Genomic DNA, 21,905 nt, shown 5'->3' on the forward strand with positions numbered 1-21,905 from the left:
CTAAGATGATGAGCAGCATCGAAAAACGGCTTCACGCCGCAGCACGACTGGGTTTCGTCGCGGCGCTAGGGCGCTCCACGTGAAGGCACATAATAAAGGGATTCACCGCATGAGGAAATCACTACTCGCCTTGCTGCTGGTTGCGGCAACTGGCTTGGCCCAGGCCGCCGTGCAACTCAAGGACGGTCACCCAGACCGTTATACCGTGGTCAAGGGCGATACCCTCTGGGATATTTCCGGAAAATTCCTTAGCCAGCCATGGAAGTGGCCAGAAATCTGGCATGCCAACCCGCAGGTGGAAAACCCCCATCTTATTTACCCGGGCGACCAACTCAGCCTGGTTTATGTCGATGGTCAGCCGCGCCTGATGCTTAACCGTGGCGAGTCGCGCGGCACCATCAAGCTGTCACCGCATGTGCGCAGCACGCCGATGGCTGAAGCCATCCCGGCCATTCCGCTAGAAGCCATTAACAGCTTTCTGCTGAGCAACCGCATCGTTGATACCCCCGAGCAGTTCCAGGGGGCGCCCTATATTGTTGCCGGCAATGCTGAACGTGTTGTCAGTGGCGCCGGTGATCGTGTGTATGCCCGTGGGGTGTTTGATGAGTCAGCGCCGGCTTACGGCATCTTTCGTCAGGGTAAAACCTACGTCGACCCTGAGACCAAGGAGTTCCTTGGGATTAACGCTGATGACATCGGCTCAGGTGAGATCGTGGCCGAGGAAGGCGATGTTGGCACCATGCTGCTGAGCCGCTCGACTCAGGAAGTACGTCTCGGTGACCGTTTGTTCCCCACTGAAGAGCGTGCGATCAACTCATCCTTTATGCCGAGTGAACCGGCGGGTGAGGTCAACGGGGTGATCCTTGATGTGCCGCGTGGCGTAACTCAGATTGGCCAGTTTGACGTGGTCACCATCAATAAAGGTGCCCGTGACGGCCTGAGCGAAGGCAACGTGCTGGCAATTTACAAAACCGGCGAAACGGTGCGTGACCGCATAACGGGCGAGTCGGTGAAGATCCCTGACGAGCGCTCGGGGTTGCTGATGGTGTTCCGCACCTATGACAAACTCAGCTATGGCCTGGTGCTGGGAGCTTCGCGCTCACTCGAACTGATGGACAAAGTGCGTAACCCATAACCCTGAAAAGCCCCGCTAATGCGGGGCTTTTTGTGGCGTGCCATCCCTGGCCGCCACTCGTATGCCGCTGTGTTGTAACGTTGGTAATTGCTCTCGGCAACGTTTTACCGCTGCCTGAATGTCCTGCCGCCCATGTGGCGCGACCGATCAAGGATGATCCGCATGTCGCAACTTTGCCTTATTCCCCCAGCCGAACTTGAAGCCCGTCTACGCCTGCATTGCCTGCCGGAGTTGGGGCCTCGCCGTTTTCGCAAATTGCTAAGTGCCTTTGACAATGCTTCCGCTGCGCTCAGCGCGCCGGCCAGAGCCTGGCGTGCATTGGGTTTGCCACAGGTGTGCAGTGACGCGCGGCGCAGCGCTGAAGTGCGCGAGCGCGCTACCCAAAGCCTGTGCTGGCTGGAGGCGGATACGCGGCACCTGCTGATGTGGGATGACCCGCTCTACCCTGGGTTACTGGCCGAACTGACGGACGCACCGCCACTGCTGTTCATTGAGGGCGACCCGACCCTGCTGGAGCAGCCGCAACTGGCCATGGTCGGCAGCCGACGTGCCTCGCGGCCAGGCTTGGATACCGCGCATAGCTTTGCCCGCAGTTTGGCCGGTGGCGGCTTTGTGATTACCAGCGGCCTGGCGTTGGGCATCGATGGCGCGGCCCATCAAGGCGCACTGGATGCCGGCGGCAAAACGGTAGCGGTGCTCGGTACCGGTTTGCAGTGTTTGTACCCAGCACGGCATAAGCCACTAGCGGCAGCGATTGTGGCGCAGGGCGGCGCACTGGTTTCCGAGTTTCCGCTGGATTGTCCGCCCCAGGCGAGCAATTTTCCGCGCCGTAACCGCATCATCAGTGGTCTGTCTGTGGGCGTGCTGGTGGTGGAAGCCAGCCCCTCCAGTGGCTCATTGATTACCGCACGCTTGGCTGCCGAACAGGGCCGCGAGGTGTATGCGATCCCGGGTTCAATCCATCATCCGGGCGCGCGTGGTTGCCACCAGTTGATCCGCGAAGGCGCAACGTTGGTGGAGAGCATCGAGGATATTCTGCAAGCCTTGCGCGGTTGGCAGATGCAGCCAGCGGCGAGTGCCACGCCTTCGCCGGTGCTTCCCAGTCATCCATTGCTGGCCTTGCTACATGCCGCGCCGCATAGCAGTGAGGCGCTGGTGGCGGCCAGTGGCTTGCCCTTGGCCGAGGTGTTGGCGGCGTTGACCGAGCTGGAGCTGGAGGGGCGAGTGGCCTGTGAAAACGGCCGCTGGGTGGCCCGCACCGCTTGAACAGGGGCCGGGCTTGGATACACTGCCCGTAGTCCTTGGTGGAGAGCGGTGAATGGTCAGCAACTGGCAAATACAACAGGCCGCACGGGTGGTGCGTAATGGCGGAGTGATTGCCTATCCGACTGAGGCCGTATGGGGGCTGGGCTGTGACCCTTGGAATGATCACGCGGTGGAGCGGTTGCTGGCGCTGAAGGATCGCCCGGTGCACAAGGGGCTGATTCTGGTGGCCGCCGATATTGAACAGTTCGACTTTCTTCTCGATGACCTACCGAAAATCTGGCTGGCACGCCTGGGCGGTAGCTGGCCGGGGCCCAATACCTGGCTGGTGCCGCATCAGAATCGATTACCCGAATGGATCAGTGGCCAACACAGCAGCGTGGCCCTGCGCGTCAGCGATCACCCCCAGGTGCGTGCGCTCTGCCGTCTGACTGGTCCGCTGGTTTCAACCTCGGCCAACCCGGCGGGTCGTCCGTCGGCGCGTTCGCGCCTGCGTGTTGAGCAGTATTTTCCGGGTCAGTTGGACCGGGTGCTCGGCGGTGCATTGGGCGGGCGCAAGAACCCCAGCCTGATCCGCGATCTGATCAGCGGTGATGTGATTCGGCCGTCCTGAAAGCTCAAAAGCTTGCGGCTAAAGCCCCTCCCACAGATGTCGCAAAAACGTGGGAGGGGCTTTCGGCTCGAGCATCCTGCTTCGCTCTACCTCCTGCATCCATACAGTCGTAGCTGCGACAGTTAGTTACGGCAATAGAATGCTCGAACCAGTGGTCTGCCGTGCGCTCAGGGCCGTTTGCGCCAATGCGGCGTCCTTGAGTGCATAGCGGTTGCTGATGTCCACGTGCAGCTGGCCGCTGGCGATCATGGCAAACAGCTCATCTGCCATAGCCTGTAAGCGTTGCGGCGTATCGGCGTAACCGGCCAGGGTTGGCCGGGTGACAAACAGCGAGCCCTTCTGCGCCAAAATGCCCAAGTTGACACCGCTCACCGCGCCCGATGCGTTGCCGAAGCTGACCAACAGGCCGCGTGGCACCACGCAGTCCAGCGAGGTTTCCCAGGTGTCCTTGCCGACGCCGTCGTAGACCACCGGGCACTTCTGCCCGTCAGTCAGTTCCAGCACGCGCTGGGCGACGTTCTCATGGCTGTAATCGATGGTCGCCCAGGCGCCCTGCTCTTTGGCCCGCGCGGCTTTTTCGGCCGAGCTGACGGTGCCGATCAGCTTGACCCCCAGCGCCTTGGCCCACTGACAAGCAAAGGAGCCAACCCCGCCGGCGGCGGCATGAAACAGAATGGTTTCGCCGCCCTGCAGGGCAAAGGTTTGCCGGAGCAAATACTGCACCGTCAGGCCTTTGAGCATGACCGCCGCGGCCTGCTCGAAGCTGATTGCATCCGGCAGCTTCACCAGTTTCTCTGCAGGCAGTACATGCAGTTCACTGTAAGCACCCAACGGCCCGGTGGCATAAGCCACGCGGTCGCCCACCTGAACGTGAGTAACCGCCGAGCCGACCGCTTCGACAACGCCTGCGCCTTCAGTACCCAGGCTGGACGGTAGAGTTGGCGGGGCATACAGACCGCTGCGGAAATAGGTGTCGATAAAGTTCAGGCCGATCGCCTGGTTGTGCACTCGCACTTCATCAGGACCTGGTGCGGCGGGGCTGTAGTCGGTGTATTCGAGAACGTCCGGGCCGCCGTGGCGGCTGAATTGGATACGCATGGCCATTTTCAAAGTCTTCCGCGATTGAGTGCCTGGATGATGCCCGCATGGGCACAAAGGTACCGTTATCCAATCGTCTGCATTGACCGCCGTCAACTGCGGCCGTGGGGTGGCAGGTGTTATGCTGGCCGCCCATTTTTCCCCGCGGCCACGTGCCGCCTGGCCTTACCCGCTTTTAAGGTGCCGCCGTGAGTGACCGTACTGAGGCCGTCAAAGCCTACCTGCTGGATCTGCAAGATCGTATCTGTAATGCCCTGCAAGCCGAAGACGGCGGTGCCGAGTTCTTCGAGGACGCTTGGCAGCGGCCGGCCGGAGGTGGCGGGCGCACCCGGGTAATGGAAAACGGCGCGCTGATCGAAAAAGGTGGGGTTAATTTCTCCCATGTGTTTGGCGACAGCCTGCCGCCCTCGGCCAGCGCGCACCGTCCGGAGTTGGCCGGGCGTGGTTTCGAGGCCCTCGGTGTGTCCCTGGTGATCCACCCGGAAAACCCTTACGTGCCGACCTCTCACGCCAACGTGCGCTTTTTCAGCGCCGAGAAAGCGGGCGAAGAGCCGGTCTGGTGGTTTGGCGGCGGCTTCGACCTGACGCCCTACTACGCCAATGAAGAAGACTGCCGGCACTGGCACCAGGTCGCCTTCGACGCTTGTGCGCCGTTCGGTGCCGAGGTTTATCCGAAGTTCAAGGAGTGGTGTGACCGCTACTTCCACCTCAAGCACCGTGGCGAGCCGCGCGGCATTGGTGGGCTGTTTTTCGATGACCTCAATCGGTGGGATTTCGACACCAGCTTCGCCTTTATGCGCGCCATTGGCGATGCCTACATCGCGGCCTATCTGCCCATCGTGCAGCGCCGCAAGCTGACGCCGTATGGCGAGCGCGAGCGCGAATTCCAGGCCTTCCGCCGCGGCCGCTATGTCGAGTTCAACCTGGTGTTCGACCGTGGCACCCTGTTCGGCTTGCAGTCCGGTGGGCGCACCGAATCGATCCTGATGTCGCTGCCGCCGCACGTACGCTGGGGTTACGACTGGAAGCCGGAGCCGGGTAGCGAAGAAGCGCGCCTGACTGAATACTTCCTCACTGACCGCGATTGGCTTACGGCCAAGGCGTAATTGCGTAGCCCGGATGAAATCCGGGGAGTTCCAGCGACCTTTCCCGGATTTCATCCGGGCTACAACGGCTTTTACAATGTCGGCTTACGCAGTTTGTAGGATGGGTTACGCGCAGGCTTGTATTGTCGTCGCTCTGTAATGGGTATGCGCCGCTAACCTGCGCGGCCCGACCCAACCTACGAATGTGCTCTGCAACAAGAAAGGATTTTTCATGGACCGCTACGGCGTATTCGGCAACCCCATCGGCCACAGCAAGTCGCCGTTGATCCATCGCCTGTTTGCCCAGCAGACCGGCGAACAGCTGAGCTATGAAGCCCTGCTCGCGCCACTGGAGGATTTCCCAGGGTTTGCCCGCGCATTCTTTGCAGGCGGTCTAGGCGCTAATGTCACCGTGCCGTTCAAGGAGCAGGCGTTTACCCTGGCGGACAGCCTGAGTGATCGCGCGCAGCGCGCCGGTGCGGTGAATACCCTGAAGAAGCTGGCTGACGGCAGCCTGCTCGGTGACAACACCGACGGCGCCGGCCTGGTGCGTGATCTGACGGTGAATGCCGGCATAACCCTCAAAGGCAAACGTATCCTCCTGCTTGGCGCGGGCGGTGCGGTGCGCGGGGTGCTGGCGCCTTTGTTGGCCGAGCAGCCAGCCGCGCTGGTGATTGCCAACCGCACGGTGGAAAAAGCCGAACAACTGGCCCGTGAATTTGCCGACCTGGGCCCGGTGGCCGCCAGCGGCTATGACTGGATCGACGCGCCGGTGGACCTTATCATTAACGGCACCTCGGCCAGCCTGGCCGGCGAGTTGCCGCCCATTGCCCCCAGCCTGATCCAGCCGGGTCAGACAATCTGCTACGACATGATGTACGGCAAGCAGCTGACTGCCTTTAACCGCTGGGCTACCGAACACGGCGCGGCGCGCACTCTGGATGGCCTGGGCATGTTGGTGGAGCAAGCCGCTGAAGCCTTCTACCTGTGGCGTGATGTACGCCCCGCCAGCGCTCCGGTATTGGCCGAGTTGCGTCGTTTATTGGCCGAGGGTTAACGGCGAATGCAGCTCAGTGCGGACGAACTGGCGCAGATCAGCGCGCTGACGGTGCGTCACTATCAGGACTGCGCCGAAGACTTTCGCGAAGGCACCCGCGATCACGATGTCAGCCAGAATATCGCCGCCCTGCTTGCGTCTATCCAGGCGACGGCGCCCTACCAGATTCTTGATTTCGGCTGCGGCCCGGGGCGGGATCTGCGCACCTTTAGCGCCATGGGCCACAGCGCCGTTGGTTTAGACGGTTGCGCGCGCTTTGTTGAAATGGCCCGCACCGACAGTGGCTGCGAAGCCTGGCAGCAGGACTTTCTCAACCTCGACTTGCCGCCTGAGCGCTTTGACGGCGTGTTCGCCAATGCCGTGTTATTCCATATTCCCAGCCAGGAATTGCCGCGGGTGTTGGCGCAACTGCGTGCCACTCTCAAGCCGGGCGGCGTGCTGTTCTGCTCCAACCCGCGTGGCGATAACCAGGAGGGTTGGCATGGTGATCGCTACGCGGCCTATTACGACCTGGCAACGTGGCGCTTGCTGCTGGCGGCCGCTGGTTTCAGTGAGCTGCAGCATTACTACCGCCCCGCAGGTTTACCGCGCGACCAGCAGCCTTGGCTGGCCAGCGTTTGGCGCCGAACAGAGTGAGCCATGCGCGGCAGTGAACAACACCCTTGTGCGCGCTCGCGCGCAGCAGCAGTTATTCCGGGTCGCTTATGCGCCGGGCTATTTGCCGTCATAGACAGGTTTCGTGCTGGGCTTGTGCGCCTGTACCGGGCGCGGGTTAGTCCGCCAGTGCTTACCCACCGGAGTGCTCCATGAGGGTTGCTGTGTTCTCAGCCGTTTGGCTAATGGTGACCGTCGCTGTTAGCGGCCATGCCCTGGCTGGCCAAGTGCAGGTCGCGGTGGCGGCAAACTTCACCGCGCCGTTGCAGGCGATTGCCGCCGAATTTGAGCGCGACAGCGGGCAGCGCGTGATCGCCTCCTTCGGCGCTACCGGCCAGCTGTATGCGCAAATTCGTAACGGTGCACCATTTGAGGTGTTTTTTAGCGCCGACGAACACAGCGTCGCCAAGCTCGACAGCGAAGGCTTGGGCGTCAGTGGCTCGCGCTTTACCTATGCGGTCGGCAGCCTGGTGCTGTGGTCGGCCAACGCCGGCTACCTGGATGGCAGCGATGCGCCGCTCAGGGCTAACCAGTTCAGGCATCTGGCAATTGCCAACCCAAAGGCGGCGCCCTATGGCTCGGCTGCCTATGAAGTGCTGGAAAAGCTGGGCCTGAGTGCCGCCGTGCAGGGCAAACTGGTGGAGGGGCAGAGCATCACCCAGACGCATCAATTTATTGCCAGCGGCAACGCCGAGCTGGGGTTTGTCGCGCTGTCGCAGGTGTACAAGGACGGCCAGCTGCGCAGCGGCTCGGCGTGGCAGGTGCCGGCTGCTTTACACACGCCGATCAAGCAGGATGCGCTGATCCTCAAAACGGGCGAACACAACCCGGTCGCGGCCGCCTTTGTGGCGTATGTCAAAGGCGCCAAGGCGGCGGCGATTATTCACGCCTATGGCTACCGACTTTAAAGGGGTTGCGATGCCACTGACTCAAGCTGATTTTGCTGCGGTTGTGCTGACGCTGGAGTTGGCTGCGCTGACCACCGTGGTGCTGCTGCTGATCGGCACACCGATTGCCTGGTGGCTGGCGCGCACTGATTCACGCTGGAAGCAGCCGATTGGCGCCATCGTCGCCCTGCCGCTGGTGTTGCCGCCGACGGTGATCGGTTTTTACCTGTTGGTGAGCATGGGGCCGCACGGTTTTATCGGCCAGCTGACCCAGAGCCTCGGCCTTGGCACCCTGACGTTTACCTTTACCGGGTTGGTGATTGGCTCGGTGGTGTATTCCCTGCCCTTTGTGGTGCAGCCGCTGCAGAACGCCTTTGAGGCCATTGGCCGCGCGCCGTTGGAGGCGGCAGCGACGCTGCGCGCAGGGCCTTGGGATAGCTTTTTTACGGTGGTGTTGCCGCTGGCCAAGCCGGGCTTCATCACGGCGGCGATTCTCGGGTTTGCCCATACCGTGGGTGAATTTGGTGTGGTGTTGATGATCGGCGGCAACATCCCCGGCAAGACCCAAGTGGCGTCGTTGCAAATCTACAACCACGTGGAAAGCATGCAGTACGCCCAGGCCCACTGGCTGGCCGGCGGCCTGCTGATGTTTTCTTTTGTCGTGCTGTTGGCGCTTTATTCTGGGCGCAGCCGTGCGCGGGTGTGGCGATGATCTGGCCATTTTTGCGGCGCTCGCCAGCAATCCATACCGTCGCCGGGCTGGGTGCAATCCAGGCGCGCTTTAAGGTCGAACACACCGGCTTCAGCCTGGACGTTGAGCTGAACCTACCCGGTCGCGGCGTCAGCGCCCTGTTCGGTGATTCCGGCTCGGGCAAAACCAGCTGCCTGCGCTGCTTTGCCGGCCTGGATCAGCCCGCTGAGGGCTACCTGCAGGTTAACGGCGAGCTGTGGCAGGACAGCGCCCAGGGCATTTTCGTGCCGGCGCATCAACGCGCCGTGGGGTATGTGTTTCAGGATGCCAACCTGTTTGCCCACCTGTCGGTGCACGGCAATTTGCAGTACGGGCTCAAGCGCATCCCCGCCGCGCAGCGGCGGATTGCTCTGGAGCAGGCAGTCGAGCTGCTGGGAATTGAGCATCTGCTGGAGCGCTTGCCAGGCAAGTTATCCGGCGGCGAGCAGCAACGCGTCGGCATCGCCCGTGCCCTGCTGACCAGCCCGCGCCTGCTGCTGCTGGATGAGCCGCTGGCGTCCCTCGACCTCAAGCGCAAACAGGAGGTGCTGCCCTACCTGGAGCGCCTGCACGGCGAACTTGAAATTCCGATTGTTTACGTCAGCCACTCCCCGGATGAAGTGGCGCGCCTGGCGGATCACCTGGTGTTGCTGGAAGACGGCAAGGTCAGCGCCAGTGGCCCGCTCAAGGAAACGTTGCTACGCGCCGACCTGCCGTTTGTTTTTGAAGACGATGCCGAGGCGGTGGTGGATGCAAAGGTTACGGCGCATAACCCGCTGTACGGGTTGCTGGCCGTGCAGTTGCCCGGTAGCAGCATCAGCCTGCAGTTGCCGCACGGGCCGCTGCCGCTGGGCACCTCGGTGCGGGTCAAGGTCAAGGCGCGCGATGTCAGCTTGAGCCTGCGGCAGGCCGAGGACAGCAGTGTGCTCAACCTGTTGCCGGCGCGGGTTGTTGAATTGATTCAAGTCGCCGAGCAGGCGCACGTATTGGTGCGCGTACAGGTGGCGGATGAGCACCTGATTGCGCGCATCACCCGCTACTCTTTTGACCGCCTGAACATTCAGTGCGGCCAATCGCTCTGGGCTCAGGTCAAGTCGGTGTCACTGCTCGGCGCAAGTTGAGCCGAGCTCAGCGTTGCCGGCGTTGGGCACCTGGCCGAGCGGTGGCTGTTTCCGACGAAATCACTCTTTAGGCTGCTTTTATCCGCGATGGCCTGCAGTACTCTGTGGCGCGCTTGTACACGCTGACTGGCTTCAGCACTGCTCACAAAAATAATAAGGAGCACCCCTCGTATGCGTTCTACAACGCTGTCTCGTTCGCTGTTGCACGCGGTTATTGGGCTGTTGGCCGGCCTCTCGCCGCTGACCTTTGCCCAGGCCGTTACTCCCCATGAACAGGTGCAAGTGCAGGCCAGCCGGGTCACCAGTAGCCTGATGCTGTTACGTGGCGAGGGTTTCCAAAAGAAACACCAGGAGGCCCTGGAAACCGATCTGCAGGCCCTGGCCGCAGCGGTGCAGAGCCTGCCGCAAAGCAGCGATGCCCTGCGCAGCGCCCATCAGGAATTGGTGGTGCAGATTCGCCGTGGCGTGGCCTTTGGCCCGAGTGAAGATGACATGCCCTGGCGCTACCCCGAAGACCTCAGCAAAGCCCTGCTCGGTGTGCTGGGGCAAACCCGCACACTCGCCAGCGCGGATGACCGCGAGGTGGCAGCCAAGCTCGAATACCTCTCGGTGCAGTACCTCAGCCGCGCCTACTTCGGCAATTTCGAAACCGCGCGCGAGCAGCCCGACACCTACCTCGGTCAGGACGAACGCAAAATCGTGCCGTCAGTCGATGCGCAGCTGGCCGCACTGGATGGCAAGGCCGACCCACAAGTGGGCAAGCTGAAAACCCGCTGGGATTACCTCAAGGCCGCGCTGGTCGACCTCAACAGCCAGAGCAGCGCCCTGCAGAGCGCCTCGGGCCGACCGTTTGCACCAATCACCGTGTATCGCCATACCCGCTCGCTGACCACGCAATGGATGGCGATGTACTAAGTCCGGCTACGATCTGCTGCGCGTCGGCCCTGCTGCGTTAAAAACAGGTTCGGAATGCTCATGTACAAAAGTACACTCCGCTTCCTCGCCTGTTTTTGCCTTGCAGGACTCTAGCTCGCGAGATCTTGAATACGTTCTAGGCGTGAATCGATCAAGCGGTGGCTTTCTTCTCGCGAATACAGGTCGGGCCGGCGCGTTCGACGATGGCGTGCTCAACCTCTTTGCGCAGGCCCAGCAGGAAGGCCGCTTCGGCGGCGACGAACAGCGGGCCGATCACCAGGCCCATCACGTCATCGACAAACGCCGGTTTGCGCCCTTCGTAGTAATGGCCGACAAACTGAATAATCCAGCCGATCACAAACAGGCCGATGCCGCTGCTTAGCCATACCGCCGTCGACTGCACGGCCAGGGTTGCTGCAGCCCACAGGCTGAGCGCCAGCAGCAGCGCCATCAGCAGGCCGAAACGCAGGTCCAGGCGCAGGTAAAACACGCCCGCCGCCACGGCCACCAGCAGCGCGGGGGACAGCCACAGGCCGAGCAGCTCGAAGCCAGGGCGCGACAGCAGCACAGCCACCGCCACAACGATCAGTGGAATACCGATAAAGTGGCTGAGAATATTGCGTGGGTCGCGGTGATAGGCCGCGTATTGAGCCAGATGATCAACCAGGGTTTTCATTATTATTTTCCTTATGCAAGACAGGTGGCCAGCATGAACCCACGCCCGCGCAGCGCTCTGTCAGCTAGCCGACAAACCGCTTGGAACCGTCGATGAACAGCGTCCACAGCTATCAGGCGCGCCTACGCCAGGGCCACTGGTTCAGCGCCCTGCCCGTTGCCCTGCAAGAGGCACTGCTGGCCGCTGCCCAGGTGCAGCAACTGGCGCCTGGTCAGGTGCTGTTTCGTCGGGGCGACAAACCCTGCGGCCTGTATGCCGTGGTCGAGGGCGGCATGCGCATCGGTGCCGTGAGTGCCACCGGCAAGGAAGCGCTGTTGACCCTGGTCGAGCCGCCCTACTGGTTTGGCGAAATCTCTCTGTTTGATGGCCAGCCACGCACCCACGACGCCTTTGCCGAAGGCCCCACCACCCTGTTGCTGGTGCCGCAGGCGCGGCTACTGGCGCTGCTCGAACGGCAACCGCAGTACTGGCGTGATTTCGCCCTGCTGATGAGCCATAAACTGCGCCTGGCGTTTATCGCCCTGGAAGAAATGAGCCTGCTGCCTGCCGCCCCGCGCCTGGCCCGTCGCCTGCTGCTGATCGCGGAAAACTACGGCGAAGGCGCGCCGCGCCGGGTGTTGCATTTGCCCCAGGAGCAGCTGGCGCTGATGCTGGCGATCTCCCGGCAGACTACCAACCAGATACTCAAGGAACTGGAAGGCCAGGGCATTCTGCGCCTGACCTATGGCGAGATCGAACTCCTCGATTTGCCGCGCCTGCGCCAGGCCGCGCAGTGAGCCAAACCGGCCAGGCAGGCTGCAAAGAGTGAACCGGTGGCGCAGAATGGCGCTCTATTGCCGACCCGCATGCCACCCGAGCCCGATGTTCTGATGCCGATAACCGCTGCTACACCCCCTGCCGCCCCCGCCGACCTGCCGCTGGTATTGGCCGGCCCGCTGCTGCGCCGCATGCAGCCGCAGCGCCTGGTGCTATGGCTGGTGGGTCGTCAGCCCTTATCGCTCACCTTGCAGCTAAGCCATGGCGACGCGCCCGAGCCACAGCGCTTGCCGCTGACGGGCGACAGCTGCCAGGTTATCCAGATCGGTGAGCAGGCGTTTATCCACCTGATTGATCTGACGCTCGACGCGCCGCTGCCCTGCGATGTGCAGATTGATTACGACCTGCTGATCGAGCAGCCCGACCAGGCCGTGTTGGGCATCGCTGACTGGGCACCGCACCTGCTGTATGACGGCGCGACCCAGGCGAATTTTGTGCTGCGCGCGCAGCTGGATCATCTCCTGCACGGCTCTTGCCGCAAGCCGCATCACCCGGCGGCTGACGGCTTGCTCTGCGCCGACCGTCTGTTGGCCGAAGCACATGCCCCCGAACAGCGCCCGGCGTTGTTGTTGATGAGCGGCGATCAGATCTACGCCGATGATGTCAGCGGACCGATGCTGCGGGCGATTCATCAGGTGATTGAGCGCCTGGGTTTGTTTGGCGAGCATTTGCAAGGTGCGGTGGTCGATGACAGCACGGCGCTGTACCAGCACCCGGCCAGCTACTACCAGCGCGCCGAGCTGCTGCCGGCGCTAAAGAGCAACGACACCCTGCGCGAGCGGTTTTTCGGCGGTGTGGAAAAACCGGTGTTCACCACCAGCAGCGCCGACAATCACCTGGTGACCTGCGCCGAAGTGCTGGCCATGTATTTGCTGGTCTGGTCGCCGGTGCCCTGGACCTTGCTGGATGCCGAGATGCCGGCGCTGAGCGCCGAGGAAGTGCCGCGCTATCAGGCCGAACGTGGGCGCATCGAAGCCTTTCGTGGCGGGCTGGGCCAGGTCGCCCGCGCCCTCGCCCATTTGCCGACGCTGATGATCTTCGATGACCACGACATCACCGATGACTGGAACCTCTCCGCGCAGTGGGAAGAGACGGCTTACGGCCACCCGTTTTCCAAGCGCATCATCGGCAATGCGCTGATCGCCTACCTGCTGTGCCAGGGCTGGGGCAACAACCCGGATGTGTTCGCCAAGCCGTTGCAGATGATCCGTGCGATGACCGAGGGCCGCGATGCTGCCAACCATATGGACTGTCAGCCGCAGGACGCGTTGATCGACGCGCTGCTGCGCTTTCACCAGTGGCAGTTCGTGCTGCCGACCACCCCGGCGCTGGTGGTGTTGGACACCCGCACCCGGCGTTGGCGCAGCGAGCGCAACCTCAAGCGGCCATCGGGGTTAATGGATTGGGAGGCATTGTGCGAGTTCCAGCAGGCGCTGCTCGATCAGCCGTCGGCGATCATCGTGTCCCCGGCGCCGATGTTTGGCGTCAAGCTGATCGAGAGCATCCAGAAGCTCTTCAGCTGGGCCGGCCATCCGCTGATGGTCGATGCTGAAAACTGGATGGCCCACCGTGGCGCGGCGCGGGTGATGCTGAACATCTTCCGCCACTCGCGCACGCCGGGTAACTACGTGATTCTCTCCGGCGATGTGCATTACTCGTTTGTTTACGAGGTGCTGATCCGCCAGCGCAAGCGCGGCCCGCAGCTGTGGCAGATCACCAGCAGCGGCTTGAAAAACGAATTCCCGCCGCGCCTGCTCGACTGGTTCGACCGCCTTAACCGCTGGCTCTACGCGCCCTGGTCGCCGCTTAACTGGCTGACCAAGCGTCGGCGCATGCAGGTCACGCCGCGCATTCCCTCGCGCAGCAAGGCCGGCGAGCGCCTGTGGAACGGCGCGGGGCTGGGCCAGGTGTTCTTCAACGATAACGGCCAGCCGAGCGCGATCTACCAGCTGAATGCCGATGGTTCGGCGGCAGTGGCCTTTGCCGATGACCGCGATAAGGCGCCGACCACAGCCTCAGGCCACTCGCCCGCCAGTCGCGCAGCCACTCAGTCGGCAGATCGCTCGGCCTGAGGCCGCGCGGGCCAGAGCAGGGCCAGCCACTGCGCGCGCCAGCTTAAGGTCAATGCAACGATCAGCGTGGCGACGGCCAGCAGCATGACCCAGAGCAGAATGGCCATGGCCGGCGAATCACCCGCCAGGCTGCAGCTCAATGACAGCACGAGCATCAGGCTGGCGCCGCTGCGCAGGGCGATCTTACGCGGTGCAGTCAATGGCAGGCTGCCGTGCACCTGACGCCAGTGATTGGGTAATGCCAGGGCGAGCCAGGCAAAGCCCAGCACCGCCAGCAGCAGGGCTAACAGCGAATACAGGGTGGCGTCAGACACGGGCGGCCTCCAGGGCTTGTTGCTGCGGCACACGGCGGCGCAGTTTATGCGCGGCCAGCAGGGCCAAGGCTGCCGCCGCAAGCAGGCACAGGTCCGTACCGGCCACTGGGCCGTTGCCGCCGCGCAGGGTGGCCAGCAGGTGGTCGCCGGTGGTCAGCCAGTTGGCGATGACGGCCAGCACCGCCAGCAGTGCAATCGCCGTGCACTGCTCGCGCCAGGCGTGCAGGTAACCGAGGCGTGGGTCCTGCAGTACACGCGTTACGGCATGGGCAGTCGCGAGCAGCCAGAGGGCAAAGAAACTCAGGACTTCGACGCGTGCGCGGCCCAGGCCGAACAGCTGCTCCTGCATGGGCAGCCAGCGGTTAGCCAGCAGGAACGCCAGGGTGGCGAGAATCACCCCGCACACGCCGGCAATGCTCAGGGCATCCATCAGCGAGACACCGAGATGGCCTTGGCGCTGCTGCTTCTTACGGCGGGCCTGGGTCCAGAAGAACAGCCCGGTGGCGATCACCACACAGCCGCCGAGCCCACCGAGGAAATACAACCAGCGCAGGGCGTCGTGGCGGAACTGGATGTAATGCAGGCCGGCGATGAAGTTCCAGGTATTCACCGTAGTCGAGGCCTGAAAGCGGCCCATCACGTCACCGCTGACGCTGGCAAAACGGAAGTTGTCGATGTCCTTGGTCACACTGCTGTGGCTGGTGCGGCGCAGCAGCACATTGCCGCTGGCATCCTTGGGATTATTCACCCGCAGCAGGTACACCGAGCCCGGCCCCCAGTACTGTTCAGCCTTGGCCACCATGGGCTCCAACGGCGCCAGCTCACCCGGCTGTTTGGCGGCCCGCAGGCGCATGCGCCCGAGGGCTTCGCCGAGGAAGGCGCGTTCGGCGCTGACGCCGCTTTGCGCCTGCTCGCGGTAGGTCTGTTCTGGTGCATCCGGGTAGTAGATGGCGAACGCGATGATCAGCCCGGACAAGGTGATCAACAGGTGGAATGGCAGCAGCGCCACGCCGGCCACGTTATGCACATCCAGAGTGCTGCGGCCGAAGGCGCGATGCAGGCGCAGGGTGAAGAATTCGCTGAACAGCTTGCGGTGGATGACCACGCCGGAAATCAGCAGACACAGCATGGCCATGCCGGCAATGCCCACCAGCCAGGCGCCGATGTTTTTGTAGCGCAGCGTCAGGTTGTGGTGGAAGGGGTAGATAAAGCCACTGGCACCCAGGGTCAACGGCTTGGCCAGCGGCTCAAGAGTGATCGGATGGAACAGGTCGCGGCTGCTCTTGCGCGATTCTTCGCTGCCGTAGCTGAGGGTCAGAAACGGCGTGCGTTCCAGGGGCAGGATAATGGTCCAGACCGGTGAGTTGGCGGCGCGTTGTTCCAGCAGCGGGCGAATGTCGCGGTCCAGCGACGGCCGCTGCATGCTGTCATCCCAGTGCAGGCGGGTGCTGGGCATCATCCAGCGGTCGATTTCCTTGTCAAAGACCGACAGGCTGCCGGTCCAGAATATGGCGAACAGCAAGGCGCCAAGCAACACGCCGGCCCAGGTGTGCAGCTCGCCCATGCGGCTTCTGAATCCGTTTTTCATGGTTGCCCCTGCAGCAGCATTGGCATGGCCCAGGCCAGTAGGCTTAGGCTGGCGAGCAACATCCAGGCGTTACGCCGGCGCTCGCGGGAAAAAGCCCAGAGCAGTAACACCAGCAGGTACATAAAGCCGAGCATGATCGCCAGCATCACCGCATCGCCTTGGCTCATGCCGGCCCACCAGGCCAACAGGCCGCTTAGACCGACCAGTTGCGCACTGGCGAAATAGGCCAGCGCACACAGGCCGACAACATGGCCGGCCGTCGCGGCCGGTTGGATAACATCGCGCAGGTGCATGGTGGTCTCACTCAAAACGGTAGCTGGTGGTGAACTGCAGCGAGCGCGGTTCGCCCGGCAGGATGCCCAGATCATTGGTGGCCGACTCGTAGTAGGTTTTGTTGGCCAGGTTGCGTGCGTTGAGGGCAAACGCCCACGGCCCGCGCTCATGGAACAGCCCGGCATCCAGCACGGTGTAGGTTGGCAGGGTCACGGCGTTGGTGGTCGAGGCGAAGGAGTCCGCCTGGCGGCGTACACCGAGGCCGGCGCGCCAGCCGTTACCCAGCTCCTTGACGCCCCACAGCGTGGCGCTAAAGCGTGGGGCGTTGGCCGCCCGCTTGCCCTCCAGCGCTGTGGCTGGCTGCGTCGGGCTGATCGCCGGTGCGGTGGTGTTATTCGATTGAGTCACCCGCGCGTCGAGGTAGGTGATCCCGCCTTGCAGGCTCAGGCCATGGCCGAGATCGCCCAGCGCGGAAAGCTCAACGCCTTCGGCGGTGATTTCACCGACATACAACGACGGGCCAGTCGGGTCGCTGGGGTCACGGGTCGGCACGTTTTCCTTGATGATTTGGAACAGGCTCAGGCCCAGTTCCAGGGCGCCGTCATTCAGGTGCAGCTTGCTGCCCAGTTCATAGCTGGTGGTGATCTCCGGCGGCTGAATGGCGCTGCCCGGATCGATCACCCCGGTGGCGCTGCCAGGCTGGTAGGAGCGTGAAGCGGACAGGTAGTAGGACGACCAGTCATTGGGCTGATAAACCAGGCCGGCGCGCGGGCTGCGGTAATCGTCATCACGGCTGTAATCACTGCCCACGCGGTTGTCGAAGTCGCGCTCCAGCTGATCTTCGCGCAACCCCAGCAGCATCACCCAGTGCTCGTTGAAGCGCATCAGGTCCTGGATGTAGTAACCGGCGGTGTGGGTGTTATAGATGCCATCGCGGCGCACCGAGGCGGCGCTGTAGGGCACGGTCTTGAGGTGTGGGTTATACACGGACAGGTTGTAGGCCGCCGGCAGGTCGCCGCCGCGTGCCAGGGTGTCGCGTTCCTCGATGGCGTACTCGGCGCCGACCATCAGTTCGTGCCGAATGCCGAGCCAATCGAGTTGCTTGCTCAGCTCCAGCTTGTTGGCCAGGTCGGTCTGCTGGCTGTCGAAGTTGCTGCGCGACAGGCGCACGGTGGGCGTGGCGGTGTTTAGCAGCAGGCGGCTGATGGTGGTCTGGTTGCGCTCAAGGTCGAGGGTGCGATAGCTCAGGGTGTTGCGCAGTTGTAGGGTGTCGTTCAGGTCCACCTTGAGGTCGGCCTGGAAGGTGCTGTCGGCGCTGGTGCCGCTGTCGTTGTCACCGGGGTTGGCCGAGCCGTAATAGGTCGAGCGCGAGACATCCGCCGGCTTGCCATTGATGCTTGGAATGCCGGCGTCGAATACGCGCTCATCCGCCAGGTGCTGGGCGCGCAGGTCGAGGGTTACGTCATCGCTGAAACGCAGGGTGGACGCCAGCGCCAGGCCGTGCTTCTTGTACCAGACCTCATCGCGATACGAGTTGCCCTCGTCGGCCATGGCATTGATGCGCACCTGCACCGCTTCGTTCAGCGGCTGGTTGACGTCGAGGGTCAGGCGTCGGGCATCGTAGGACCCCAGGCTGGCTGCCAGGTCAGTCTGCGCGAGCGGCTGTGGCCGTTTGCTCACCAGGTTGATCAAGCCACCGGCCGAGCCTCGGCCGTAGAGCACGCCGCTGGGGCCTTTTACCACTTCAACCTGCTCCAGGTTGAAGGTGTCGCGGAAGGTATTGCCGCCATCGCGCATGCCATCGACATAGGTATCAGAAATGGCCGAGAAGCCGCGAATGATGAACTGCTCGCGAATGCCCTCACCCGTGCTTGTTGTCACGCCAGGGGTGTAGGCCAGGGCTTCTTTGATCGAGCGCGCGCCGCGATCACGCAGCACCGCTGCCGGCACCGCATCAACCGTCTGCGGCACATCCAGTGAGTCGGCATCGGAGCGGGTGGCGCTGCTCACTGGCACGCTGCTCTGGTAACGGCTGGCCTTACCGGAAATGGTCATGGCAGGTAGTTCGGTGCGAGCCTGCGCGTTGTCCGTATTCGTAGGCGTGGGCCGCAGCACATAACCGCCGCCCTCTACCTGAACGGCTTGCAAGCCGGTGCCGGCCAGCAGCGCCGCGAGTGCTGCGGGCGCGCTGAAGTGGCCCTGAATACCCTGAGTGAACTTGTCGGCCGTTTGCTCGGCAGTAAAGCTGAGCAGCAGGTTGGCGCTGCTCGACAGGCTGCGCAGCGCCGGTGCCAAGGGCCCGGCGCTAATCGCAAACGACTGGTGCGCCTGCTGCTGAGCAGGCGTTGTTTCGGTGGCCAGGGCCACGCCAGGTAGTTGCTGCAGGGCCAGGCTGCAGGCCAGCGCCAGCAGCAAACGGCCACTCGGCAGGCCTGAGAGGTGGTGTGCGGCGCGACGCGGCGGCGTCACTGGGCGATTTGCACGGTGCATGGGGGCTCCTGGCACAGAAGGCGGATAAGGTTCTTGCTGTGTAGGTGCCGCGAGAATGGCAATCGGGCAGTGCGCCGCTGAATTATTTTTTCGCAGCGCCCGATCAGCCTGTGGGGCGCAGGCTCAACCCGCCTGTTCGATCAGCACCCAGTAGCGGCTGCGTGTGCGTATCCGCACCGGTAGAACGCTGGGCAGGGTGGCGAGAATGCGTTCACTGTCGTGCACTGGGAACACCCCGGACAGGCGCAGCCCTGCCACTTGTGGGTCGCAGCGCAGCACGCCAGGGCGATAGCGAGCGAGTTCGGCGATGAACTCGCCCAGGGGCATGTCGTCAGCAATGATCTGCCCACGGGTCCAGGCCAGATCGGCCTCATGCAGTGGGCGCAGTGGGTCGATATGGGTGCGGCTGAAGCCGGTACGTTGCCCGGCCAGCAGCACCTGCACGCGTTCATTGTTGGCCGGGTGGATCTGCACGGCACTTTCCTGCACGGCAACTCGGCTGTGATCGTCGTCCTGGCGCACGCTGAAACGCGTGCCCAGCGCACGGATACGCCCTTGTGCGGTCTGCACCTCCAGCGGGCGCGGATCGACAGGCTGCAGACCCTGAGCCGCAGCGGTGACGACCATGATCTCGCCTGCGCGCAGGTACAGCAGACGGGTGTGCGCATCGAATTGCAGATTGAGTGCCGTGGCGGTATTGAGCGTCACGCGGGTGCCATCGCTGAGGGTCACGCGGCGTTGCTCACCGGTGCCGGTGCGGTGTTCAGCCAGCTGTTCCTGCCAAGTGTGGGTGCGGCTGGCCAGCAGCCCGGAGCCGGCCAGCAGGCCACCCCAGAACAGCGAACGCAGCAGCGTGCGGCGGCTGGCCTGAGCGGTTTGTCGGGCATAGGGCGAGAGCGTCTGGTAAGCACTCTTGGCCGGCAATGCCTTGAGCCGGCCGGTCATGGCCTCGATATGCCGCCAGGCGCGTTCGTGCTCAGGGCTGGCCGCGCGCCAGGCTTGCCAGGCCAGCTGCTCCTGGGCGCTGGTTGCGCCGGACATCAGCAGGGTCAGCCATTCCACCGCCTGGTCGGCCACCGCCGCGCTGATCGGCTGGCCTTCGGCCAAGAGCCTGGCGGGTGTGTTGGGGTAAACCGCGCTGTGCTGTCCGTTCATGTCAGCTGGCCAGGGCAAACAGGTATTGGCGGTTGGCGCGCATCAGGTACTGCTTCACCGAGCTGCTGGATACGCCCAGGCGTTCGGCGATTTCGGCATAGCTGAGTTCTTCCAGGTGGGCGAGCAGGAAGGCTTCCTTGACCTGGGCCGGTAGGCCGTCGAGGGCGCTGTCGATCTGGCGCAGGGTTTCCAGTGCCTGCAGCTGTTCTTCTGGCGAGGGGTACACCGCTTCTGGCAGGCTGGCGAGCACCTCAAGGTAGGCGTCTTCCAGGCGCTGGCGGCGCTGCCGGTGGGCAATCAGCCGGCGCGCAATGGTCGCCAGAAAGGGCCGAGGTTCGCGAATTTCACTGGCCTGACCGGAGTGAATGATGCTGACGAAGGTATCCTGCGCCAGGTCTGCGGCGGCAAAGGTGTCGTTCAGCTTGCGCCGCAACCAGCCTTCCAGCCAGCCGTGGTGCTGGCGGTAGAGCGTGTCGAGGTCGGCGGACAGGTCAAAATCAGAGGCGGGCACAGTGAGCTCCGGTCAGCCGGATGGCTACTCAGGCGCACATGATAATTATTATTATTAAAAACTCAATGCTGCCGGTGGCTTTGTGCTCCGGCAGCTGATCAGCGGACTGTGCTCATGCGTCAGCGCAACACCGGCCTTAACGCAGCTTTTCCAGCATCTGGTAGTACCACATGCCGGCGGCCAGCATTGGGTTGCCGAACACATCCCCCAACGGCACCTTGATGTGTTTGCAGGCGGCGAAGGTGTCGTAGTGACCCAGGGTGCCGGTCAGCGCGTTGGCCATGATCTCGCCCATGATGTGGGTGGTGGCGATACCGTGGCCGGAGTAGCCCTGGCAGTACCAGACGTTGTCCGAGAGCTTGCCCAGCTGCGGGATACGGTTGATCACGATGCCCATGGCGCAGCTCCACTGGAAGTCGATGTCGACGCCCTTGAGCTGCGGGAAGGTCTGCTCGATACCGGGGCGCAGTTCGGCGGCGATATCCCGCGAGTCGCGCCCAGAATAGTTGCAGCCACCGCCGAACAGCAGGCGGCCGTCGGCGGTCATGCGGTAGTAGTCGAGGACGAAACGGCAGTCGTACACGGCCAGGTCCTGCGGGTTGATCTGCTTGGCCAGTTCCCCCAGCGGCGCGGTAGTGACGATGCCGCCCATGGCCGGGAAGATCATGCCCTTGAGCTTTTTCGGCTCCAGCTTGTGGTACACGTCGCCGGCCAGCAGCACCTGCTTGGCATTGATCCGGCCTTGGGCGGTGACCACCGCCGGGTTGTTGCCATGCACAATCTCCAGCACTTCCGAGTGCTCGAAAATCAGCGCGCCCAGGCTGGCGGCGGCCTTGGCCTCGCCGATGCACAGGTTCAGCGGATGCAGGTGCATGTTGCGGGTGTTCTTCAGTGCGCCGCTGTACAGGTCGCTGGCCAGGTGGTTGCGCACGCCGGTGCGGTCGAGCAGGGTCACGTCAGCGCCCATGCCGCGGCGCTGCGCTTCGGCGTAGGTGGCTTCCAGTTCCTGCATGTGCGTGGGCTTCATCGCCGCATGCAGGTGGCCGTGCTTGAGATCGCACTGAATGGCGTACTTCTCTACGCGGTTCTTGATGATGGCGTGGCCGCGCCAGCGCAAGTGCCAGATAAAGTCTTCGACTTCCTCGCCCAAGGTGTTGCGCATCTGCTTGGTCATTGCCGCATCGCCGGACAGGCTGCCGGTGACCTGGCCGCCGTTGCGCCCGGTGGCGCCCCAGCCGATCTTGTTGGCCTCGACAATCGCCACCTTGAGCCCGCGTTCGGCCAGCTCAACGGCGGTCGCCACGCCGGTAAAGCCGCCACCGATGATCACCACATCGACGCTGACCTCACCTTGCAGTGTCGGGTAGGCGGTTTCTTCATTGAGCGTGGCGCTGTAATAGGACGGGCAGCGCACAGCGGCCGGTATAACGGGTTTGAGGGCGGCATTCATAA

Annotated in this window: 21 protein-coding genes; 12 read left to right on the forward strand and 9 right to left on the reverse strand. The window is 63.2% G+C overall.

Features of this window, described 5'->3' with window-relative positions:
* The first annotated feature begins 109 nt into the window (after nucleotides 1-109).
* The 3 genes from AC0J6G_RS16630 (at nucleotide 110) to tsaC (ending at nucleotide 3,011) form a co-directional block, all read left to right on the forward strand.
* Nucleotides 110-1,135 carry a LysM peptidoglycan-binding domain-containing protein gene (locus AC0J6G_RS16630; protein WP_475249595.1) on the forward strand — a complete coding sequence of 342 codons (1,026 nt, stop codon included), beginning with the start codon at nucleotides 110-112 and terminating at the stop codon, nucleotides 1,133-1,135.
* Nucleotides 1,136-1,297: 162 nt separating this feature from the next.
* Complete coding sequence (dprA, locus tag AC0J6G_RS16635) at nucleotides 1,298-2,401, forward strand: DNA-processing protein DprA (protein WP_475249597.1); 1,104 nt, start codon at nucleotides 1,298-1,300, stop codon at nucleotides 2,399-2,401.
* A 52-nt stretch (nucleotides 2,402-2,453) separates the two neighbouring features.
* Nucleotides 2,454-3,011, forward strand: coding sequence for an L-threonylcarbamoyladenylate synthase type 1 TsaC (tsaC, locus tag AC0J6G_RS16640; protein ID WP_475249599.1), 558 nt, complete (start codon nucleotides 2,454-2,456; stop codon nucleotides 3,009-3,011).
* 126 nt (nucleotides 3,012-3,137) lie between these two features.
* On the opposite strand, the gene AC0J6G_RS16645 is transcribed toward tsaC, so the two are convergent.
* Complete coding sequence (locus AC0J6G_RS16645; RefSeq protein WP_475249601.1) at nucleotides 3,138-4,115, reverse strand: NADPH:quinone reductase; 978 nt, start codon at nucleotides 4,113-4,115, stop codon at nucleotides 3,138-3,140.
* A 182-nt stretch (nucleotides 4,116-4,297) separates the two neighbouring features.
* Here AC0J6G_RS16645 and hemF point away from each other — a divergent pair, with 182 nt between their 5' ends.
* The 7 genes from hemF to AC0J6G_RS16680 all read left to right on the forward strand — a co-directional run bounded on the left by hemF (nucleotide 4,298) and on the right by AC0J6G_RS16680 (nucleotide 10,558).
* Complete coding sequence (gene hemF, locus AC0J6G_RS16650; RefSeq protein ID WP_475249603.1) at nucleotides 4,298-5,215, forward strand: oxygen-dependent coproporphyrinogen oxidase; 918 nt, start codon at nucleotides 4,298-4,300, stop codon at nucleotides 5,213-5,215.
* 211 nt (nucleotides 5,216-5,426) lie between these two features.
* Nucleotides 5,427-6,251, forward strand: coding sequence for a shikimate dehydrogenase (gene aroE, locus AC0J6G_RS16655; RefSeq protein WP_475249605.1), 825 nt, complete (start codon nucleotides 5,427-5,429; stop codon nucleotides 6,249-6,251).
* Between the two features lie 6 nt (nucleotides 6,252-6,257).
* A complete protein-coding gene (locus AC0J6G_RS16660) occupies nucleotides 6,258-6,887 on the forward strand; it encodes a class I SAM-dependent methyltransferase (RefSeq protein WP_475249607.1) in 630 nt (209 codons plus the stop codon).
* Nucleotides 6,888-7,057: 170 nt separating this feature from the next.
* Nucleotides 7,058-7,813, forward strand: coding sequence for a molybdate ABC transporter substrate-binding protein (gene modA / locus AC0J6G_RS16665; RefSeq protein ID WP_475249609.1), 756 nt, complete (start codon nucleotides 7,058-7,060; stop codon nucleotides 7,811-7,813).
* Complete coding sequence (modB, locus tag AC0J6G_RS16670; protein WP_475249611.1) at nucleotides 7,797-8,504, forward strand: molybdate ABC transporter permease subunit; 708 nt, start codon at nucleotides 7,797-7,799, stop codon at nucleotides 8,502-8,504. The genes modA and modB overlap by 17 nt, the downstream gene beginning before the upstream one ends.
* 47 nt (nucleotides 8,505-8,551) lie before the next feature.
* A complete protein-coding gene (gene modC / locus AC0J6G_RS16675; RefSeq protein ID WP_475253797.1) occupies nucleotides 8,552-9,643 on the forward strand; it encodes a molybdenum ABC transporter ATP-binding protein in 1,092 nt (363 codons plus the stop codon).
* 171 nt (nucleotides 9,644-9,814) lie between these two features.
* Entirely contained in the window at nucleotides 9,815-10,558 is a 744-nt protein-coding gene (locus AC0J6G_RS16680; protein ID WP_475249613.1) for a hypothetical protein, read from the forward strand.
* A gap of 151 nt (nucleotides 10,559-10,709) precedes the next feature.
* Here the strand turns inward: AC0J6G_RS16680 and AC0J6G_RS16685 are convergent, their stop codons facing one another.
* On the reverse strand, nucleotides 10,710-11,234 hold the full coding sequence (locus AC0J6G_RS16685; RefSeq protein WP_475249615.1) for an Mpo1 family 2-hydroxy fatty acid dioxygenase: 525 nt from the start codon (nucleotides 11,232-11,234) through the stop codon (nucleotides 10,710-10,712).
* Between the two features lie 92 nt (nucleotides 11,235-11,326).
* On the opposite strand from AC0J6G_RS16685, the gene AC0J6G_RS16690 reads away from it, so the two are divergent.
* Nucleotides 11,327-12,010 carry a Crp/Fnr family transcriptional regulator gene (locus AC0J6G_RS16690; protein WP_475249617.1) on the forward strand — a complete coding sequence of 228 codons (684 nt, stop codon included), beginning with the start codon at nucleotides 11,327-11,329 and terminating at the stop codon, nucleotides 12,008-12,010.
* A 93-nt stretch (nucleotides 12,011-12,103) separates the two neighbouring features.
* Complete coding sequence (locus AC0J6G_RS16695; protein WP_475253799.1) at nucleotides 12,104-14,122, forward strand: alkaline phosphatase D family protein; 2,019 nt, start codon at nucleotides 12,104-12,106, stop codon at nucleotides 14,120-14,122.
* Here the strand turns inward: AC0J6G_RS16695 and AC0J6G_RS16700 are convergent.
* The 7 genes from AC0J6G_RS16700 to AC0J6G_RS16730 all read right to left on the reverse strand — a co-directional run bounded on the left by AC0J6G_RS16700 (nucleotide 14,098) and on the right by AC0J6G_RS16730 (nucleotide 21,903).
* Nucleotides 14,098-14,436, reverse strand: coding sequence for a DUF3325 domain-containing protein (locus tag AC0J6G_RS16700; RefSeq protein WP_475249619.1), 339 nt, complete (start codon nucleotides 14,434-14,436; stop codon nucleotides 14,098-14,100). The genes AC0J6G_RS16695 and AC0J6G_RS16700 overlap by 25 nt on opposite strands.
* Complete coding sequence (locus tag AC0J6G_RS16705) at nucleotides 14,429-16,024, reverse strand: PepSY-associated TM helix domain-containing protein (RefSeq protein ID WP_475249621.1); 1,596 nt, start codon at nucleotides 16,022-16,024, stop codon at nucleotides 14,429-14,431. The genes AC0J6G_RS16700 and AC0J6G_RS16705 overlap by 8 nt, the downstream gene beginning before the upstream one ends.
* Nucleotides 16,021-16,317, reverse strand: a complete 297-nt coding sequence (locus tag AC0J6G_RS16710; RefSeq protein WP_475249623.1) for a hypothetical protein — start codon at nucleotides 16,315-16,317, stop codon at nucleotides 16,021-16,023. Before AC0J6G_RS16710 ends, AC0J6G_RS16705 begins: the two co-directional genes overlap by 4 nt.
* A gap of 7 nt (nucleotides 16,318-16,324) precedes the next feature.
* Entirely contained in the window at nucleotides 16,325-18,787 is a 2,463-nt protein-coding gene (locus tag AC0J6G_RS16715) for a TonB-dependent receptor (RefSeq protein ID WP_475249625.1), read from the reverse strand.
* A gap of 123 nt (nucleotides 18,788-18,910) precedes the next feature.
* The gene (locus AC0J6G_RS16720; RefSeq protein WP_475249627.1) at nucleotides 18,911-19,942 is read right to left on the reverse strand and encodes a FecR domain-containing protein; all 1,032 of its coding nucleotides are present in this window, start codon (nucleotides 19,940-19,942) and stop codon (nucleotides 18,911-18,913) included.
* A gap of 1 nt (nucleotide 19,943) precedes the next feature.
* Nucleotides 19,944-20,453 carry a sigma-70 family RNA polymerase sigma factor gene (locus tag AC0J6G_RS16725; protein ID WP_475249629.1) on the reverse strand — a complete coding sequence of 170 codons (510 nt, stop codon included), beginning with the start codon at nucleotides 20,451-20,453 and terminating at the stop codon, nucleotides 19,944-19,946.
* 136 nt (nucleotides 20,454-20,589) lie between these two features.
* Nucleotides 20,590-21,903 (reverse strand): NAD(P)/FAD-dependent oxidoreductase, encoded by a 1,314-nt coding sequence (locus AC0J6G_RS16730; protein WP_475249631.1) that lies wholly within the window; start codon nucleotides 21,901-21,903, stop codon nucleotides 20,590-20,592.
* Between the last annotated feature and the right edge of the window lie 2 nt (nucleotides 21,904-21,905).

Source organism: Pseudomonas sp. TS_SC_3 (genome assembly GCF_056156225.1).

Coding starts and splice junctions, on each gene's coding strand:
- AC0J6G_RS16630 (WP_475249595.1), top strand. CDS start 110: ATGAGGAAATCACTACTCGCCTTGCTGCTGGTTGCGGCAACTGGCTTG.
- dprA (WP_475249597.1), top strand. CDS start 1,298: ATGTCGCAACTTTGCCTTATTCCCCCAGCCGAACTTGAAGCCCGTCTA.
- tsaC (WP_475249599.1), top strand. CDS start 2,454: ATGGTCAGCAACTGGCAAATACAACAGGCCGCACGGGTGGTGCGTAAT.
- AC0J6G_RS16645 (WP_475249601.1), bottom strand. CDS start 4,115: ATGGCCATGCGTATCCAATTCAGCCGCCACGGCGGCCCGGACGTTCTC.
- aroE (WP_475249605.1), top strand. CDS start 5,427: ATGGACCGCTACGGCGTATTCGGCAACCCCATCGGCCACAGCAAGTCG.
- AC0J6G_RS16660 (WP_475249607.1), top strand. CDS start 6,258: ATGCAGCTCAGTGCGGACGAACTGGCGCAGATCAGCGCGCTGACGGTG.
- modA (WP_475249609.1), top strand. CDS start 7,058: ATGAGGGTTGCTGTGTTCTCAGCCGTTTGGCTAATGGTGACCGTCGCT.
- modB (WP_475249611.1), top strand. CDS start 7,797: ATGGCTACCGACTTTAAAGGGGTTGCGATGCCACTGACTCAAGCTGAT.
- AC0J6G_RS16680 (WP_475249613.1), top strand. CDS start 9,815: ATGCGTTCTACAACGCTGTCTCGTTCGCTGTTGCACGCGGTTATTGGG.
- AC0J6G_RS16685 (WP_475249615.1), bottom strand. CDS start 11,234: ATGAAAACCCTGGTTGATCATCTGGCTCAATACGCGGCCTATCACCGC.
- AC0J6G_RS16690 (WP_475249617.1), top strand. CDS start 11,327: ATGAACAGCGTCCACAGCTATCAGGCGCGCCTACGCCAGGGCCACTGG.
- AC0J6G_RS16695 (WP_475253799.1), top strand. CDS start 12,104: ATGCCGATAACCGCTGCTACACCCCCTGCCGCCCCCGCCGACCTGCCG.
- AC0J6G_RS16705 (WP_475249621.1), bottom strand. CDS start 16,024: ATGAAAAACGGATTCAGAAGCCGCATGGGCGAGCTGCACACCTGGGCC.
- AC0J6G_RS16710 (WP_475249623.1), bottom strand. CDS start 16,317: ATGCACCTGCGCGATGTTATCCAACCGGCCGCGACGGCCGGCCATGTT.
- AC0J6G_RS16715 (WP_475249625.1), bottom strand. CDS start 18,787: ATGCACCGTGCAAATCGCCCAGTGACGCCGCCGCGTCGCGCCGCACAC.
- AC0J6G_RS16720 (WP_475249627.1), bottom strand. CDS start 19,942: ATGAACGGACAGCACAGCGCGGTTTACCCCAACACACCCGCCAGGCTC.
- AC0J6G_RS16730 (WP_475249631.1), bottom strand. CDS start 21,903: ATGAATGCCGCCCTCAAACCCGTTATACCGGCCGCTGTGCGCTGCCCG.